16 protein-coding genes are annotated in these 17,281 nt (G+C 67.1%); 14 read left to right on the forward strand and 2 right to left on the reverse strand.

Features of this window, described 5'->3' with window-relative positions:
- Positions 1 to 18 precede the first annotated feature (18 nt).
- Positions 19 to 1,272, reverse strand: coding sequence for an APC family permease (locus FBY30_RS16740; RefSeq protein WP_142133733.1), 1,254 nt, complete (start codon positions 1,270 to 1,272; stop codon positions 19 to 21).
- 97 nt (positions 1,273 to 1,369) lie between these two features.
- Here FBY30_RS16740 and aspS point away from each other — a divergent pair, with 97 nt between their 5' ends.
- Both aspS and FBY30_RS16750 read left to right on the forward strand, forming a co-directional pair.
- On the forward strand, positions 1,370 to 3,169 hold the full coding sequence (aspS, locus tag FBY30_RS16745; RefSeq protein ID WP_142133734.1) for an aspartate--tRNA ligase: 1,800 nt from the start codon (positions 1,370 to 1,372) through the stop codon (positions 3,167 to 3,169).
- Positions 3,170 to 3,252: 83 nt separating this feature from the next.
- Positions 3,253 to 4,074, forward strand: coding sequence for a GNAT family N-acetyltransferase (locus FBY30_RS16750; RefSeq protein ID WP_142133735.1), 822 nt, complete (start codon positions 3,253 to 3,255; stop codon positions 4,072 to 4,074).
- A gap of 4 nt (positions 4,075 to 4,078) precedes the next feature.
- Here the strand turns inward: FBY30_RS16750 and FBY30_RS16755 are convergent, their stop codons facing one another.
- The gene (locus FBY30_RS16755; RefSeq protein WP_142133736.1) at positions 4,079 to 4,762 is read right to left on the reverse strand and encodes an acVLRF1 family peptidyl-tRNA hydrolase; all 684 of its coding nucleotides are present in this window, start codon (positions 4,760 to 4,762) and stop codon (positions 4,079 to 4,081) included.
- Positions 4,763 to 4,815: 53 nt separating this feature from the next.
- Between FBY30_RS16755 and FBY30_RS16760 the strand changes: the two genes are divergently transcribed.
- From FBY30_RS16760 to FBY30_RS16815, 12 genes are all read left to right on the forward strand, one after another.
- Complete coding sequence (locus FBY30_RS16760; RefSeq protein ID WP_142133737.1) at positions 4,816 to 6,300, forward strand: replication-associated recombination protein A; 1,485 nt, start codon at positions 4,816 to 4,818, stop codon at positions 6,298 to 6,300.
- Positions 6,301 to 6,469: 169 nt separating this feature from the next.
- Positions 6,470 to 7,096, forward strand: coding sequence for a 30S ribosomal protein S4 (rpsD, locus tag FBY30_RS16765; protein ID WP_009357431.1), 627 nt, complete (start codon positions 6,470 to 6,472; stop codon positions 7,094 to 7,096).
- Positions 7,097 to 7,241: 145 nt separating this feature from the next.
- Positions 7,242 to 7,616, forward strand: a complete 375-nt coding sequence (locus FBY30_RS16770) for a DUF948 domain-containing protein (protein WP_142133738.1) — start codon at positions 7,242 to 7,244, stop codon at positions 7,614 to 7,616.
- Positions 7,617 to 7,632: 16 nt separating this feature from the next.
- Positions 7,633 to 7,863, forward strand: coding sequence for a hypothetical protein (locus tag FBY30_RS16775; RefSeq protein ID WP_235009470.1), 231 nt, complete (start codon positions 7,633 to 7,635; stop codon positions 7,861 to 7,863).
- Between the two features lie 125 nt (positions 7,864 to 7,988).
- Complete coding sequence (alaS, locus tag FBY30_RS16780) at positions 7,989 to 10,667, forward strand: alanine--tRNA ligase (protein WP_142133739.1); 2,679 nt, start codon at positions 7,989 to 7,991, stop codon at positions 10,665 to 10,667.
- Between the two features lie 7 nt (positions 10,668 to 10,674).
- Complete coding sequence (gene ruvX, locus FBY30_RS16785; protein WP_142133740.1) at positions 10,675 to 11,274, forward strand: Holliday junction resolvase RuvX; 600 nt, start codon at positions 10,675 to 10,677, stop codon at positions 11,272 to 11,274.
- Positions 11,271 to 12,905: an endolytic transglycosylase MltG gene (gene mltG, locus FBY30_RS16790; RefSeq protein WP_142133741.1), complete on the forward strand. Its 1,635-nt coding sequence runs from the start codon at positions 11,271 to 11,273 to the stop codon at positions 12,903 to 12,905. The genes ruvX and mltG overlap by 4 nt, the downstream gene beginning before the upstream one ends.
- On the forward strand, positions 12,902 to 13,762 hold the full coding sequence (locus FBY30_RS16795; RefSeq protein WP_142135383.1) for a shikimate dehydrogenase: 861 nt from the start codon (positions 12,902 to 12,904) through the stop codon (positions 13,760 to 13,762). The genes mltG and FBY30_RS16795 overlap by 4 nt, the downstream gene beginning before the upstream one ends.
- A 23-nt stretch (positions 13,763 to 13,785) precedes the next feature.
- Positions 13,786 to 14,985 (forward strand): chorismate synthase, encoded by a 1,200-nt coding sequence (gene aroC / locus FBY30_RS16800; RefSeq protein ID WP_142135380.1) that lies wholly within the window; start codon positions 13,786 to 13,788, stop codon positions 14,983 to 14,985.
- Positions 14,985 to 15,554 (forward strand): shikimate kinase, encoded by a 570-nt coding sequence (locus FBY30_RS16805; RefSeq protein ID WP_142133742.1) that lies wholly within the window; start codon positions 14,985 to 14,987, stop codon positions 15,552 to 15,554. The genes aroC and FBY30_RS16805 overlap by 1 nt, the downstream gene beginning before the upstream one ends.
- Positions 15,551 to 16,642 carry a 3-dehydroquinate synthase gene (gene aroB / locus FBY30_RS16810; protein ID WP_142133743.1) on the forward strand — a complete coding sequence of 364 codons (1,092 nt, stop codon included), beginning with the start codon at positions 15,551 to 15,553 and terminating at the stop codon, positions 16,640 to 16,642. Before FBY30_RS16805 ends, aroB begins: the two co-directional genes overlap by 4 nt.
- Entirely contained in the window at positions 16,642 to 17,160 is a 519-nt protein-coding gene (locus FBY30_RS16815) for a tetratricopeptide repeat protein (RefSeq protein ID WP_142133744.1), read from the forward strand. The genes aroB and FBY30_RS16815 overlap by 1 nt, the downstream gene beginning before the upstream one ends.
- The last annotated feature ends 121 nt before the right edge of the window (positions 17,161 to 17,281 follow it).

The following is a 17,281-nucleotide window of genomic DNA, read 5'->3' on the forward strand; positions in this document are numbered from 1 at the left end:
TACGGCCGGGGCTGGTACCTACTGCAGGGGCTGGCGCTGCCGGAAGCGCAGCACCAGCCAGCGCCCGGCCACCCCCGCCGCGAGGACCGCCGCCATGGTCAGGGCGGATGCGGCCGGCAGGGTGAAGGCAAGTACCACGCACCCCAGGAATCCAACAGCGTTGAGCCAACGCGGAGCGTAGCCGGGGTGCGCCGCGAGCGTGTAGGCGGACGCATTCGCAATCGCGTAGTACATCAGCACGCCGAAGCTTGAAAAGCCCACCACGGTCATCACGTCGGTGGTCAGCAGGAGCAGGATGACGACGGCGGCCACGGCCAGTTCCGCGACGAAGGGAACGGTGTGGGTGCCGCCCACCTTTGCCAATGGTCCGGGAAGGTCCCGTTCCCTCGCCATGGCCAGCGTTGTCCTGCCCACCCCGGTGATCAGTGCGAGAAGGGAGCCCAGGCATGCGGCGGCCGCTCCGGCCTGCACCAGCGGCGCGCCCGCGGCCAGGCCGGAGTCCAGCACCGCGTCCAGCAGGGGCGTCCGGGTGGCGGCAAGCCGGTCGCCGAGGTGGGCGGGCAGGAGCAGGGCCAGCACCAGATAGATTATGAACGCTGCTGCCAGGGCTGCGAGGATGGCCCGTGGTATGGCCCGGGCAGGGTTCCTGACTTCTTCGCCCAAGGTGGCGATCCTGGCATAGCCGGCGAAGGCGAAGAACATCAGTCCGGCGGCGGGCAGGACACCGCCTGCACCGGCCGACGGAGCCCCTGCCGTTTCCGTCGCCGGGTGCGGCCCCAGCACTGCTGCGACGGCAACGAAAACCAGTGTTGCCAGGACCATGCACAGCAGGATCCGGGTCAGCAGGGCGGTCCTGGTAATGCCCAGCAGGTTGACGCCGGTCAGCACCACGACGGCGGCGATGGCCACCGGAACAGCGAAAGCCGGAGCCACGTAGCTGCCGAAGGTCAGCGCCATGGCCGCGCAGGACGCCGTCTTGCCCGTCACGAAACCCCAGCCGGCCAGGAAGCCCGGCCATTCGCCCAGTTGTTTCCGGCCATAAACATATGTTCCGCCGCTGGTGGGGTATTTAGCGGCGAGGGCTGCGGAAGCCACGGCATTGCAGTAGGCCACGACGCCGGCAACCACCACGGCCAGGACCAGCAGGTTACCGGCCAGGGCGGCGGCGGGGGCGAACACCACAAAGACGCCCGCACCCAGCATGGAACCCAGTCCAATGGCGGTGGCATCAAAGGTTCCGAGCCGTCGTTGCAGCTGCTGCGGTTCGCTCATGCGGCGGCAGTCCCTTTCCAACGGGTAAACTCGGACGGGATCGTTCCCGCAACGATCATATTGAACTTCCCACTGTTTTCCCGCAGAAAGGCGTGCTGTGCTGCGCACACATGACCTCGGATCCCTTCGCTCCGAGCACATTGGACAGACCGTAACCCTGGCCGGCTGGGTGGCCCGCCGTCGTGATCACGGTGGTGTGGCATTCGTGGACCTGCGCGACGCTTCCGGCGTGGCGCAGGTGGTGGTCCGCGAGGAAGAAGTGTTCCATGGGCTGCGCAACGAGTACGTCCTGCAGGTCACGGGCACGGTGTCCCGGCGTCCGGAGGGCAACGAAAATCCTGTGCTGGCTACCGGCGAGATCGAGGTCATCGCCGAGGACGTCACCATCCTCAACACCTCCGACCCGCTGCCGTTCCAGATCGACGAGCATGTGGAGGTCGGCGAGGAGGCACGCCTCAAGCACCGCTACCTGGACCTGCGCCGTCCCGGCCCCAGCCGCAACCTGCGCCTGCGCTCCGAGGCAAACCGGGTGGCGCGCGAGCTGCTCCACCAGGAGGGCTACGTTGAGATCGAGACGCCCACGCTGACGCGCTCCACGCCGGAAGGCGCCCGTGACTTCCTGGTTCCGGCACGCCTGGCCCCGGGTTCCTGGTACGCCCTGCCGCAATCACCGCAGCTTTTCAAGCAACTGCTGCAGGTGGGCGGTTTCGAGAAGTACTACCAGATTGCCCGTTGCTACCGGGACGAAGACTTCCGGGCGGACCGGCAGCCGGAATTCACGCAGCTGGACATCGAGGCCAGCTTCGTAGACCAGGACGACATCATCCGGCTGGGCGAAAACATCGTCAAGGCGGTATGGCAGCTCATCGGAGTCGACATTCCCACGCCCATCCAGCGGATTACGTACGCCGACGCCATGGCCCGGTTCGGCTCGGACAAGCCTGACCTTCGCTTCGGCCAGGAGCTCACCGAGCTGACGGAGTTCTTCAAGGACACCAACTTTGGTGTGTTCAAGGCGCCATACGTAGGCGCCGTGGTGATGCCGGGCGGAGCCTCACAGGCGCGCCGCACCCTGGACGCCTGGCAGGAATGGGCCAAGCAGCGGGGCGCCAAGGGCCTGGCGTACGTGCTGTACAAGGAAGACGGCGAACTCGCCGGTCCCGTGGCCAAGAACCTCACCGACATCGAGCGCGCCGGCCTGGCCGACGCGGTTGGCGCCAAGCCGGGCGACTGCATCTTCTTCGCTGCAGGCGCGAAGACCCCGTCGCGTGCCCTGCTGGGTGCTGCCCGCGTGGAGATCGGCCACCGCACCGGCTTGATCGATCCCACCGACTGGGCGTTCTGCTGGGTGGTTGACGCTCCCATGTTCGAGCCTGCAGCCGCCGCGGTCGCCTCCGGTGATGTCGCCGTCGGTGGAGGGCATTGGACGGCCGTCCACCACGCCTTCACCTCGCCCAAGCCGGAATTCCTGGACACCTTCGACAAGGACCCCGAGTCGGCGCTGTCCTACGCCTACGACATTGTCTGCAACGGCAACGAAATCGGCGGCGGCTCCATCCGTATCCACCAGCGTGAAGTGCAGGAGCGCGTCTTTGAGCTGATGGGCCTGGACAAGGAGGACGCGCAGACCAAGTTCGGCTTCCTGCTCGAAGGCTTCAAGTATGGCGCACCTCCGCACGGCGGCATCGCGTTCGGCTGGGACCGCGTTGTCTCGCTGCTGGCTGGCGTGGAGTCGATCCGCGACGTCATCGCCTTCCCCAAATCCGGCGGCGGCCACGATCCCCTCACCGAGGCTCCGGCCCCCATCACGCCGCAGCAGCGCAAGGAAGCAGGCGTTGACTTCAAGCCGGAGGCCAAAAAGCCCGAAGAGAAGAAGAAGCCCGAAGACAAGCAGTAGTACCCGCTGCCTGAGGCCGTGACAGTGCAGGAGGTTCCCCGGTCCGCCGGGGAACCTCCTGCCGTTAAGGAAGGAGGAGCCCGATGGATATCCCTAAGCCGGCACCCCTGGAGGTTGAATCCGCCATGCTCGAGTCCGCCATGGACGCCGCGTGGCCGGCCTTGGAACGGCACACTGCCGGTGGCTGGGTCCTCCGGGCAGCCGCCGGCGTAACCCAGCGGGCCAACTCGATCTGGCCGAGGGGTGCCGCCCGCCACTCGGCTGAAGATCTTCCCGCGCTGCTCCGCCAGGCCCGGACCTGGTACCGCAACCGCCGGTTGCCGGTCATCTTCCAGCTGTTTGACGGCCCCGCTGCGACGGAACTGCACGGACTTCTTGACGCGGAAGGCTTTACCCGACAGTCCGGGACCCTGGTCATGACCCGCAGCGCCGCCACGCAGGAGCCCGCCTCTGCGGCCACGCGGGCCACCCCGGCTGTGGAACTCTCACCGGATCCATCGGAGGATTGGCTACAGGTCTGGTGGCAGGTGGACGGCCGCGGTGGAGAGGACGCCAGGGCCGTCGCCCGGAAGATCCTTGAAGGCTGCCCCTCCGTCTACGCCCTGGTGAGGGACCACGAGGGGCGGCCCGCCGCCGTCGGACGCCTTGCGGTTCCCGCAGGCAGCAACCAGGGCGGCCTTTACTGCATGGCTACCCTGCCGGAAGCGCGCCGTCGCGGTTTTGCCTCAGCGATCCTCGAGTCGCTGCTGCAGGCCGGCAACCATCGGGGCGTGACAGGCTTCTGGCTGCTGGTGACCGCAGCGAACCACGGCGCGCAGGAGTTGTACTCCAACGCCGGGTTCCAGGAAGCCGGCCGCTACCTCTACCGGCAGGAACGCCCCCGCCGGGCACCCACCGGCTGCTGAACCGTCATGGCCAAGTCCGCGACCCGGCCGGATCCGTTACCGTGATCCGCACCGAGCAGGCGTCGGCTGCGGCCTTCTTCAACACGGCTGCCCGGGGTTCGTGCACGTCGAGGTATGCCAGGCGGGGGAGCAGCGCATAGTTCCGGAGGGCCGGTTCTTCGAGGACCAAGTCAGCCAGCGTCCTGTCGCCGCCCGGGACCAGGTATTCGAAGGCCTGGCCCGCGAACACCATTCCTGCCTGCTCGGCCACGGCAGCGACCAGGACATCCGCCTGGTTGGAACGCCGGCGGGCGAAGCGCTGCTGGGACTGGCCGCCCGCGGCGGTGCGCGACTGGACGTACCGGGTCCCCGCCTTGGCGGCGAGCAGCAGGCCCTCACGTGCCACACCGACGCCGTAACCGCCCCGCCGGACCAGCAACAGTCCCAGCGTGCGGGGCTGGGAGGCAAGGGCAGCCAGCCGCTCCAAGGGGCCGTCGCCGCGTCCGGGCCGTCCGTCTGCCGGCCACGGCGCCTGCAGGAGGGCTTCGGCGCCGTCGGCCGCCACAAGGCGGAGGCCGTCGTCGTCATCCTGCAGCCGGTACCCGCGGTGCGAGGCCCCGAACCGTTCAACCCAGCCCGCCAGCCGGGCGCCTGACACGAAGGCGGTCCGGACGGAGGGTGGACCGCCGGCAGAAGCAGGGGCAGGCATGGGGAATCCTTTGGGCGGAGAAAGCGGGGGTTGACTCGAAGTAGCCTATCTATGTGGATGATCTCTTCGGCAACGGGCCGGATAATGACGACGAGGACGGTCCCGTCGCCGGGGCAGGCGCCGGTTCCCGGGGCAACAGCGCACGGGGCCAGGGTTCGCCCCGGAGCCCCCTTGCCGTACGTATGCGGCCGCGCACCCTTGACGAGGTCGTGGGCCAGCAGCACCTGCTCGGCCAGGGTTCACCGCTGCGCCAGCTGGCAGCCGGGGCAGGCGCTGACGCAGCCGGCCCTGCCGGGCCCAGTTCGCTTATTTTGTGGGGTCCGCCTGGCACCGGCAAGACCACGCTGGCGCACGTCATCGCCCGCGGTCCCGGCCGCAAGTTCGTGGAACTGTCCGCCATCACAGCAGGCGTCAAGGATGTCCGCCGGGTGATGGACGACGCCCTGACCGCCCGGGATCTGTACAAAACCACGACGGTGCTGTTCCTGGACGAGATCCACCGTTTCAACAAAGCCCAGCAGGACGCCCTGTTGCCCGGGGTCGAAAACCGCTGGGTGGTCCTGGTGGCCGCCACCACGGAAAACCCTTCCTTCTCCGTGGTCTCGCCGCTGCTCTCCCGCTCGTTGCTCCTGACGCTCAAACCCCTGACCGACGCTGACATTGAAGGCCTGCTGGTGCGGGCCGTGGAGGATCCGCGGGGGCTGGGCGGCAAGGTCCGGCTCAGCGACGAAGCGCTGGAGCACCTGGTCCGGCTCTCGGGCGGAGATGCCCGCAGGGCCCTTACGGCTTTGGAGGCCGCGGCGGGCGTCGCTTTCGGTGACGCGGACGACGTCGGGCGTTCCGTGGGGGAGGAAGGCGCACCGGGTGAGCCGGTCACCGAAGCCCCGGTCACCGGGGAACCGGTCGTTGTGGAGCTGCGGCACACCGAGCGCGCCCTGGACGCAGCTGCCGTCCGTTACGACCGCGCCGGCGACCAGCACTACGACGTGGCCAGCGCCTTCATCAAGTCCATCAGGGGCTCGGACGTCGATGCTGCCCTGCATTACCTGGCCCGGATGCTCGAGGCGGGGGAGGACCCCCGGTTCGTTGCCCGCCGCATCGTCATCTCGGCGGCGGAGGACGTGGGCATGGCCGACCCCACTGCGTTGCAGACCGCCGTGGCGGCGGCCCAGGCGGTTCAGTTGATCGGCATGCCGGAAGGCCGGATCATCCTGGCCGAAGCCGTGGTCCACCTGGCCACCGCGCCAAAGTCGAACGCAGCCTACATGGGCATCAACAAAGCGATCGCCGATGTCAGGGCAGGCCTCGGCGTCGGCATTCCCGCCCACCTGCGCGACGCGCACTATCCGGGCTCCAAGCAGCTGGGCCATGGCGTGGGCTACAAGTACGCCCACGACGCCCCGCACGGCGTGGCAACCCAGCAGTACCCGCCGGATGACCTGGTAGGCCGCGACTACTACCAACCCACGGGCAACGGTGCTGAACGGGACATCGCCCAACGGCTGGAGCGCCTGCGGAAGATTGTCCGGGGCAAGTAATGGCATGGTAAGCTGAATCTTTGTCTGGCAAGGCGCGGACGCAAAATCTCCCCAATTTACGTTGGACAGGTTATGCCCTGCGCCCAGTAGCAAAAGGCAGCGGTTGGCCGATGCTCTCCATCGTGGAGGCCAGTAACACTGACACACCGCAGATATTGGAAGGACACAAGTGGCTAACAACACTCGTGCTCGCCGTCAGGCCCGCCTCTCGCGGTCCCTCGGCATCGCTCTGACCCCCAAGGCCGCCAAGTACATGGAGCGCCGCCCGTACGGCCCCGGTGAGCATGGCCGTGCCCGCAAGAAGCAGGACTCCGACTACGCCGTTCGCCTGCGCGAAAAGCAGCGTCTGCGCGCCCAGTACGGCATCCGCGAAGCACAGATGACCCGTGCCTTCGAAGAGGCCCGCCGCACCAAGGGCCTGACCGGTGAAAACCTCATCGAACTGCTCGAAATGCGCCTTGACGCCCTGGTCCTGCGTGCCGGCTTCGCCCGCACCATCGCCCAGGCCCGCCAGCTGGTTGTGCACCGCCACATCATGGTTGACGGCGTCCGCGTTGACCGCCCGTCGTTCCGGGTCGGCGAGGGCCAGCTGGTCCACGTCCACAGCCGCAGCGAAACCATGGTTCCGCTCCAGGTTGCCGCAGCCGGCGCCCACCGCGACGTCCTGCCTGCCGTTCCGGCCTACCTGGACGTCAAGCTGGAGGCCCTGCAGGCACGCCTGGTGCGCCGCCCCAAGCGCTCCGAGATTCCGGTGACCTGCGAAGAGCAGCTCGTCGTCGAATTCTACGCACGCTAAATCCCAGCAGCGTATCCAAAGAAGCCCGTGGCAAGCGCCGCGGGCTTCTTTGTATGTAAGGTACTTGGGGGACATCTGCGCAACGGGCCTTCCGTGCATGCCGCGGATGGGGCCCCACCACGGAATTTCGAGGAGATGAACGTCTATGTCTGGTGGCGATATTGCCGGCCTGATCGCTGCCGGGGTGTTCGCGCTCCTGGTCCTGTTGCTTGCGGTCCCCATCCTGAAGCTGGGGAAGGTCTTTGACGAGATGCGGACCACCATCCGGTCCCTCAGCGACGGCGCCACGCCCCTGATGGATGAGGTCACCGCCACCGTGTCCACCACCAACCAGCAGTTGAAGAAGGTGGACGGCATCTCGTCCAACGTTTCGGACGCGTCCGCCAACATCTCCGCCCTGTCCTCGCTGGTTGCCGCCACCGTGGGTTCCCCGTTGATCAAGGTTGCGGCATTCAGCTACGGCGTGCGCAGTGCCTTCGCCAATCGCCGGAAGCCCGCTGCAGGCCGCCGCAGCCGCTAGATTCGAAAAGAAGACCATGAAAAGAATTGTGTGGATGGGAATCGGCGTGGCCATTGGTGTCATCGCCTTCCGCAAAGTCAGCCAGGCGCAGTCCAGCCTCGGCCCGGAAGGCATGAACCGGGCAGTGGGCCGGCTGGCCGACAGCGTCTATGACTTCGCCGACGCCGTACGGGCAGGGATGCGCGAACGTGAAACCGACCTGAGGACCGCCCTTGGCATCGAGTCCGCAGAAGTGGTCCGCCGCTAGCCCGGACGGGCATTGCTCCGGCAGCCAGACAACAACCGGCAGGAACCCGATCCGGGAACCGGCCACTTGAACGAAATATCCGTGCCGCCCGCCGGCGCGGACCAAGAAGGGTAAGAAAACAGCTCATGAAGTCGCAGGAGATCACAAAGCGCTGGGTGGACTTTTTTGTCAGCAAGGGCCACACAGCGGTTCCCTCCGCATCGCTGGTCTCCAGCGATCCCTCGCTGCTGTTCACGGTGGCCGGCATGGTCCCGTTCATTCCCTACCTCACCGCCCGTGAGGAACCGCCCTACTCCCGCGCCACCAGCGTGCAGAAGTGCATCCGCACCGGCGACATCGAGGAAGTGGGCAAGACCGCCCGCCACGGCACCTTCTTCCAGATGTGCGGCAACTTCTCCTTCGGCGACTACTTCAAGGAAGACGCCATCAAGTTCGCCTGGGAACTGCTCACCAAGAGCGTTGACGACGGCGGCTACGGACTTGCCCCCGAGCGTCTCTGGGTCACGGTCTACGAAGAGGACGACGAAGCCGAAGAGCTGTGGCTGAAAAACACCGGCGTCCCTGCGGAGCGCATCCAGCGGATGGGCAAGTCTGACAACTACTGGTCCACCGGACAGCCCGGCCCCGCCGGTCCCTGCTCGGAGATCTACTACGACCGCGGACCCGCCTACGGCGTGGAAGGCGGTCCCATCGCGAACGAGACCCGCTACATCGAGATCTGGAACCTGGTGTTCATGCAGTACCAGATCGAGAACGTCAGGTCGAAAGTCGACTTCGACATCGTGGGCGAGCTCCCCAAGAAGAACATCGACACCGGCCTGGGCATGGAACGCCTTGCCATGATCCTGCAGGGTGTCGAGAACATGTACGAGACCGACCAGGTCCGGCCGGTCATCGACAAGGCCGCGGAACTGTCCGGCAAGGAGTACACCTCCGCCGAAACCCCGGACGACCCCCACCACACCGACGACGTCCGCATGCGCGTGGTGGCCGACCACATCCGCTCGGCCCTGATGCTGATCTCCGACGGCGTCACCCCCTCCAACGAAGGCCGCGGCTACGTGCTGCGCCGCCTGATCCGCCGCGCCGTCCGTTCCATGCGCCTGCTCGGCGTTGAAGAAGCCTGCCTGCCCCAGCTGCTGCCGGCTTCCCGCGACGCGATGAAGGGCGTGTACCCCATCGTGGAGACTGACTTCGACCGGATCAGCCGCATCGCCTACGCCGAAGAAAAGGCATTCCTGCGCACCATCGCCTCCGGAACGGCCCGGCTTGAAGACGCGGTCAAGGAATCCAAGGCCGCCAACCAGCCGCTGTCCGGTGCCGACGCCTTCACCCTGCACGACACTTACGGTTTCCCCATCGACCTCACGCTCGAAATGGCCGAAGAGGCAGGGCTCAAGGTGGACGAGGCCGCATTCCGCAGCCTGATGCAGGAACAGCGCCAGCGCGCGCAGGCCGATGCCAAGGGCAAGAAGGGCGGCCACGCGGACGTCAGCGTCTTCCAGGACCTCCTGGCCCAGGGTGAGACGGTCTTCACGGGCTACACCGAGCTGGAAGGCGAGTCGCGGATCCGCGGCCTGCTCAGCGCCGGCCGCCAGGTCCAGCAGGCCCTCACCGGGGACGAGATCGAACTTGTGCTGGCCGAAACCCCGTTCTATGCCGAAGCCGGCGGCCAGGCTGCCGACACCGGCCTGATCACCGGCGACGGCTTCGTCGTCGAGGTCCTGGACGTCCAGCGCCCGGTGAAGGGCCTGAGCGTGCACAAGGCGATTGTCCGGGAAGGCGAGATCGGCGCTGATTCGCTGGTGCGCGCCGCCGTCGACCGTGAACGCCGCCACGCCGCCGAGCAGGCGCACACGGGCACTCACATCGTCCATGCCGCCCTGCACCAGATCCTTGGTCCTGAAGCGACCCAGCGTGGTTCCTTCAACAAGGCCGGCTACCTGCGCTTCGACTTCGCCTGGGGCGAAGGGCTGAGCACTGCAACCCGGTCCGAGATCGAAGAGGTCTCCAACCTGGCCATCCGCAACAACTATGCGGTGGAAACCAAGATCATGGGACTGGCCGAAGCAAAGGCCATGGGCGCCATGGCGCTGTTCGGCGAGAACTACGGCAGCGAAGTCCGGGTCGTGGAGATCGACGGCGCGTGGTCACGTGAGCTGTGTGGCGGCACCCACGTGGCCAACACCTCGCTGATCGGCAGCCTGTCCCTCCTGGGTGAGCAGTCCGTGGGTTCAGGCAACCGCCGCGTGGAGGCTTTCGTGGGCATGGAGGCCTTCCGCCACCTGGCCGCCGAACGCGCCCTGGTCACCGAACTGACCGACCTGCTGAAGGTTCCGTCCGGCCAGCTCGCGGACCGGATTGCCACCACCCTGGCCAAGCTGAAGGCCACCGAGAAGGAGCTGGACCGCCTGCGCAAGGAACAGTTGGCAGCAGCCGCCGCAAACCTGGTCAACACCGCCAAGGATGCCGCCGGCGTCCGGGTGGTGGCCCACGATGCGGGCTCCGTCAGCGGCGCGGATGACCTCCGCGGCCTGGCCCTGGACCTGCGCAACCGCCTCGGATCCGAAGCTGCTGCTGTAGCCGTCGCCGGCGTCGCCAATGGCCGTCCACTGATCCTGGTCGCCACCAACGAGGCAGCCAGGGAAGCCGGCGTCAAGGCCGGTGCCCTGGTCCGGGTCGCTGCCGGTGTGCTGGGCGGCGGCGGTGGCGGCAAAGATGACGTTGCCCAGGGCGGCGGCACGGACGCCGGCAAGGTCGGCGCCGCCCTGGACGCCGTCGTCGACGCCATCTCAAGGCGCTAACTCCACGATGACCAATCCTGTTGCTGCCGGCGGCTACCCCCAGGGCGTCAAACTGGGGGTGGACGTCGGCACCGTCCGGGTAGGGGTCGCCATTTGCGACCGTGATTCGATCCTTGCCACGCCCTACAAGACCCTCGACCGGAACGCGAAGAAGAACTCGGACGTCCGCGTCATCGCGAAACTGGCGGAGGAACTGGGGGCTGTGCAGGTTATCGTTGGCCTGCCCAGGACCATGAAGGGCGAGGAACACGCCTCAGCCAGGATGGCCACGGACTACGCGTTGCTGCTGGCTGCCGAGTTTTCCAGCCGCGGCCTGGCGGTCCCGGTCAACCTGGTTGACGAGCGCCTCAGCAGTGTCACGGCCCACCGGAACCTGCACGAAGCTGGCATGAGCAGCAGGGACCACCGTAAAGTAGTTGATCAGGTCGCGGCGGCGGGTATTCTTCAGCACGCCATCGACATGCAGAAAGCCAGGGGAGCGGATGTCGGCTCACGCGTGACAGCGCCATCCCCGTCCGTGGACCTGGGGGCCGGTGGGGTGGACGAACCAGTCCGCGCCGCCCCCGCAGACACGGCCCGATTTTCAGATAATGGAAGGCAACAGTGAGCCCTGCCAACATTGATGACACCTCCGGCCCGCTGGGCACTGGGGTCCAGCGGCCGCTGACCCGCAAGGAACTGCGCGCCCGGGAAAAGACCCTCAACACCGGGGGCCACAACGCCGTGCCCGAACAGGCCTACGAAACCGGCGACGTTCCGCCGCCACCGGCCGCACCACCTGCCGCAGCTTCTCCGGAAGCCGCTTCCACCTTCGCTCCGCTTCCCGGCGCCGGTGACCTTCCGGCGGCACCGCAAACGCCCCCGTCCATCCAGGACGAACAAACCGCGCATGCTTCCCACGGAGAAGACCACCACGAAGCGCCGGTGGCTGACCAGCAGCACGACGCCGGCCAGCACCACGGGAACGCCCCTCACCACCACGCCGATGAGTACCGGGACGCCCACCCCGACGACGTCCCGCAATATTCGGACGACGTCCACTATGAGCACCAAGAGGCCCACATCCACGATGAAACGGACGTCCACGACTACCACCATGAGTCCCATCCTGAACCAGGCCATCCGGACCCGGTCGCAGGGATCCTTCCGGCCGCGTCCACCGAGGTAGTGAAACGTCCCTCAAAGAAGGTCCGCCGCCGTCGGAGGCTGCTGGCCCTTTTCCTGACGCTCGTTGTCTTCGTGGCGGCGGTGGCCGTAGGCGCCCAGTTCCTCAAGCCCCTCCTGGGCAGCGGCAAGCCCGCGGACTTCCCCGGCCCCGGTACGGGTGAGGTCCGTGTGACCGTCGCCAGCGGCGAGGGCACCAGGTCCGTTGCATCGGAGCTGGAGAACCAGCGCGTCGTGGCCAACGCGGATACCTTCATGCAGGCGTTCCATGCCTCGGGCGCAACTCTTTCCCCGGGCGACTACGTCTTCAAGACCGAGATGAAGAACGCGGATGCTGTCAACGTCCTTGCCGGCAAAGACAAGTCCAAGGTTATTTACTTCGCCCTGAGCGCCGGCCTTCGCATCAATGAATCCCTCCAGGCGATCTCCGAGGGGTCCGGCGTCTCCATCCAGCAGCTGCAGGCGCTCAGCAACCAGCCCGCCCAGTTTGGCCTGCCCGCCAACGCGAAGAATCTGGAAGGCTACCTGCAGCCGGGCGAGTACCGCTTCCCGCTGGGTACTCAGGCCAAGGACATCCTGCAGGCGCTGGTGAAGGCCACCACCGACGAGCTCGTCTCGCAGGGCATTACGGACCCCGCCAAGCAGTACCAGGCCGTCATCGTGGCGAGCATTGTCCAGGCCGAGGGCGGCCAGGCCGACTACGGCGACGTTGCCGGCGCCATCTACAACAGGCTGAAGCCGAACGACCAGACCGGCGGCTTCCTGCAGGTTGACTCCGCCGTCACGTACGGGCTGGGCACCCGCAGCTTCAACTTCACCGATGAGCAGCGCAAGGACAAGTCCAACCCGTACAACACCTACGCGAACCCCGGGCTGCCCCCAGGCCCCATCGGATCTCCCGGCAAGACCGCCATCGACGCGGCAGCCAAGCCAAAGACCAACGATTACCTGTACTGGGTGACCGTCAACCTGGACACCAAGGAAACCAAGTTCGCCAAGACCCTTGCTGAACACAACGCCTACGTGGAGCAGTACAACGCCTGGTGCCAGGCAAACGCGGGCCGCTGCACATGAGCCTGCGGGCTGCCGTCCTGGGCCACCCGATCAGCCACTCAAAATCCCCGGCCCTGCACCTCGCGGCCTACGGGCAACTGGGTGCGGGCATCAGCTATACGGCCATCGATGTCACCGAGGAGCTGCTGCCGTCGTTCATGCGCCAGATCCGGCACCAGCCGGGCTGGCGCGGGCTGTCCGTGACCATGCCGCTTAAGACGGCGATGCTGGACGAGGTGGACGAGGTACGGGGAGTGGCCCGCACCCTGGGCGTCGTGAATACCGTGACGTTCGAGGACACCGCCGATGGGGTTAAAACGGTGGGCTCCAACACGGACGTGACCGGCATCGTCAACGCGCTCTGCCATGCCGGCTCTGCGGCCGCGCCCTCAGCCGTCATCCTGGGCGGCGGCGGGACGGCGGCCTCTGCCGTCGCTGCGCTGAAGGAACTCGGCACCGAAACGGTCCAGGTCTTTGTCCGGGATGCGTCCCGCACTGCAGACGTCCGTGCGGCTGCCGAAAGCCTGGGGATGGCCCTGCAGGTCCGCTCCCTTGCCGCGGCCGCCCGCCCTACGGCGGAAGCCGACGTCGTAATCTCCACTCTGCCGCCGCGCGCGGCAGACGGACTCGCCGCGGAAATCGCCGCGCTCAAGACCGCGACCCCGGGTGTGCTGCTGGACGTGGCTTACGACCCCTGGCCCAGCCTCATTGCCTCCGTATGGCAAGCCGGCGGGGGCCGCGTGGTGCCCGGGCTGGAGATGCTGCTGTACCAGGCCGTGGAGCAGGTGCGGCTTTTCACCCGCCGCGGTGAAGACGTTAATGCAGCTGTCATAGATGTGATGTGTGACGCAGTCGGCCTTGCCCGGCGGGCGTTCTGACCGCCCTACGTGGCAGGATGGAAATTATGCGTTGGTTGACTGCCGGTGAATCCCATGGTCCGGCTCTGATGGGAATTATTGAGGGCGTCCCCGCCGGTGTGGAAATCACCAGCGGCCACATCGCAGACTCCCTGGCCCGCCGCCGCCTCGGCTACGGACGCGGCGCGCGGATGAAGTTCGAGCAGGACGTCGTGACCATCCTCGGTGGTGTGCGGCACGGCCTGACCCAGGGCGGTCCCGTCGCCATCCAGGTGGCGAACACCGAATGGCCCAAATGGGAGCAGATCATGTCCGCTGATCCCGTGGACCCGGAACTGCTCGCCGACCAGGCCCGCAACGCGCCTCTGACCCGCCCGCGCCCGGGCCATGCGGACTTCACCGGCATGCAGAAATACGGCTTCGACGAGGCCCGCCCCGTGCTGGAACGCGCCAGCGCCCGGGAAACCGCCACCCGCGTGGCGCTGGGGACCGTAGCCGCACAGTTCCTCAAGCACCTCGGCATCGAGCTGGTCAGCCACACGGTGTCCATCGCCAGCGTGACGGTGCCGGAAGGCCGTCCGCTGCCCGTGCCCAGTGATGTCATCGCCCTGGACACGGATCCCCTGCGCTGCTTCGACCGTGAAACCTCTGACGCGATGGTGGCCGAGGTGGACGCCGCCCACAAGGAAGGCGAAACCCTGGGCGGCGTGGTGGAAGTCCTGGCCTACGGACTCCCGCCGGGACTGGGCAGCTACGTCCACTGGGACCGCCGCCTGGACGCCAGGCTGGCAGCTGCCCTCATGGGGATCCAGGCCATCAAGGGCGTGGAGGTTGGCGACGGTTTCCTGACCGCAGCACGCCGCGGCTCCGCTGCCCATGACGAAATCCTCCGCGACGGCGAAGGCCGGATTGTCCGGGCCAGCAACCGCGCCGGCGGCATCGAAGGCGGCATGAGCATTGGCGACGTTCTCCGGGTCCGGGCAGCCATGAAGCCCATCGCCACGGTGCCCCGCGCCCTGCGGACCATCGACGTGAGCACCGGCGAGCCGGCCAAGGCGCACCACCAGCGCTCGGACGTGTGCGCAGTCCCGGCCGCCGGAGTGGTGGCCGAGGCCATGGTGGCCCTGGTCCTCGCCGAAGCGGTCATCGAGAAGTTCGGCGGTGACTCGGTGGCAGAGACCGCACGCAACATCAAGGGCTACCTGGACAGCATCCCGGCATCCCTGGACTCGATCGGCCAGTAGTGCTCCACCGCAGCAGTCCCGGAGCGGTTGGCAGCCGGCCGATCGTGCTCATTGGCCCCATGGCCGTGGGCAAATCAGCCATCGGCCAGCAGCTCGCCCAGCAGCTGGGTGTTCCTTTCATTGACACCGACGCCGTGATCGTCGCCGGCCACGGCTCCATCGCCGGGATCTTTGCAGGGCGCGGCGAGCACGCGTTCCGGGAAATTGAGGCCCGGACCGTGGCCGAGGCCGTGGAGGAAGCCGATGGAACCTCCACGGTGATCTCGCTCGGCGGGGGAGCCGTGCTCGACTCAGGCACGCAGCAGCTGATCAGCCGCTGCACTGTCGTGTACCTGGAGTGCGACGCCGACACCGTCGCGGACAGGATCGCCCGCAACTCCGGACGGCCGCTCCTTGCCGGAGATGCGATGGGGCGCTGGACGGCCATGTTCGCCACCCGCGGGCCGGTCTACGAAAGGCTGGCCGACATCACCCTGGACGTCCGCCACGGCTCGATATCCGAGCTGGGCGGCCGGCTGGAAGCAGCACTGCGCAACCATGCAGCTGCCAAACAGGAAGTTGAAAAGTGAACACGCAATCAACAGTCATCAACGTCACCGGCGAAGGCGCCGGCAACAACTACGGCGTCGTGGTCGGCCGCGGCCTCCTTGGTGACCTTCCCGCCCTGCTTGGAGAACGCGTCCGCCGGGTCCTGGTGATCCACCCCCGCGCGCTGCGCCTCACGGGTGACACCGTCCGGGACGAACTTGCAGAAGCGGGTTTCACGTCCCTTACCGCGGAGATCCCTGATGCCGAGGAAGGCAAGCACATCCAGGTGGCCGCCTTCTGCTGGCAGGTCCTGGGCCAGAACGACTTCACCCGCTCCGACGCGATTGTTGCCGTGGGCGGGGGAGCGGTCACCGACCTTGCCGGGTTCGTTGCCGCCACCTGGCTGCGCGGGGTCAAGGTCATCCACATGCCCACCAGCCTGCTGGGCATGGTGGACGCCTCCGTGGGCGGCAAGACCGGCATCAACACTGCCGAGGGAAAGAACCTCGTAGGCTCCTTCCACCCGCCGGCCGCCGTCCTGGCCGACCTGGACACCCTGGACACGCTCCCGAAGAACGAAATCATTTCCGGCCTGGCCGAAGTCATCAAGTGCGGCTTCATCGCCGACCCCGCCATCCTGGACCTGGTGGAAAAGGATCCGGCCGCGGTGGTGGACCCCCGCTCCGATGCCCTCCGTGAGTTGATCGAGCGGGCCATCGCCGTGAAGGCAAAAGTAGTCTCCGAGGACCTCAAGGAGTCCGGGCTGCGGGAAATCCTGAACTACGGGCACACCCTGGGCCACGCCATCGAGCTCGTGGAACGGTACTCCTGGCGGCACGGCGCCGCGGTGTCCGTGGGCATGATGTTCGCCGCTGAACTCGCCAGGAGCGTCGGGCGGCTCAGCGATGCCGACGCCGACAGGCACCGGAGCATCCTTGAGGGACTTGGGCTGCCGGTCACCTACCGGCGGGACCGGTGGCAGGGCCTGCTGGACGGAATGCGCCGCGACAAGAAATCGCGCGGTGACCTGCTGCGGTTCGTGGTGCTGGACGGCATCGCCAAACCCGGAATCCTCGACGTCCCGGACGCCTCGCTGCTGTTCGCGGCCTACCAGGAGATTGCGTCCTGATGCAGGGCGACATGAGCGGCACCGCTGACTGGCCCGAAGCCGGCTTTCCTGGAATCCGCATCAATCCGGACACGCTGCAGCCGCAGATCGTCAACGAGGACGTGGTCCGGGAAACCCTGGCCGCCTCCACGGATCCGGCTGACCAGATCTTCGTGCTGCTGGTGGAGGGCCATGCGTCCGAGGCTGCCGAGCTGCTGGCCGAAGCCCGGTTCAAGGATCCGGAATCGTTCCTCCTGCGCATCTTCGAAGCAGAAGTGCTGAGCGTCAGCCACCGAATGGACCGCGCTGTTGGCCTGTTCCGTCAACTCCTTGCCGAGGCGCACGGCACTCCGGGGGAGGCTCTGGCCCTCCAGTACCTGGGCAGGGCACAGTACGCGGCCGGACAGACCTCCGCTGCGGTTGAATCCTTCTCCAAGGCACTGGACCTGCGGGTGGCGCAGTCGGCCGACGCCGCCCAGATCTACTCGTCCACCGTGGCGCTCCAGCGGGCCAGGGACGTCCTGGACCTCGCCTGCTGAGTCCGCAACCAGAGGCTGCGGACAGGCTGCCCGGTATTTACCGGTAGAATGGTTGTTGGAATTTTTGCATCCACGCGATTTTTGACAAACACGTGCAGGCGGGCCGTTGCGGCGTGCCCGC

The organism is Arthrobacter sp. SLBN-83 (assembly GCF_006715285.1).
Taxonomy (GTDB): domain Bacteria; phylum Actinomycetota; class Actinomycetes; order Actinomycetales; family Micrococcaceae; genus Arthrobacter.

Excerpts from the sequence above, each read along its gene's own strand:
- FBY30_RS16740 (WP_142133733.1), bottom strand. The coding sequence starts at position 1,272 with ATGAGCGAACCGCAGCAGCTGCAACGACGGCTCGGAACCTTTGATGCC.
- FBY30_RS16750 (WP_142133735.1), top strand. The coding sequence starts at position 3,253 with ATGGATATCCCTAAGCCGGCACCCCTGGAGGTTGAATCCGCCATGCTC.
- FBY30_RS16755 (WP_142133736.1), bottom strand. The coding sequence starts at position 4,762 with ATGCCTGCCCCTGCTTCTGCCGGCGGTCCACCCTCCGTCCGGACCGCC.
- FBY30_RS16770 (WP_142133738.1), top strand. The coding sequence starts at position 7,242 with ATGTCTGGTGGCGATATTGCCGGCCTGATCGCTGCCGGGGTGTTCGCG.
- FBY30_RS16775 (WP_235009470.1), top strand. The coding sequence starts at position 7,633 with ATGAAAAGAATTGTGTGGATGGGAATCGGCGTGGCCATTGGTGTCATC.
- alaS (WP_142133739.1), top strand. The coding sequence starts at position 7,989 with ATGAAGTCGCAGGAGATCACAAAGCGCTGGGTGGACTTTTTTGTCAGC.
- ruvX (WP_142133740.1), top strand. The coding sequence starts at position 10,675 with ATGACCAATCCTGTTGCTGCCGGCGGCTACCCCCAGGGCGTCAAACTG.
- FBY30_RS16795 (WP_142135383.1), top strand. The coding sequence starts at position 12,902 with ATGAGCCTGCGGGCTGCCGTCCTGGGCCACCCGATCAGCCACTCAAAA.
- FBY30_RS16815 (WP_142133744.1), top strand. The coding sequence starts at position 16,642 with ATGCAGGGCGACATGAGCGGCACCGCTGACTGGCCCGAAGCCGGCTTT.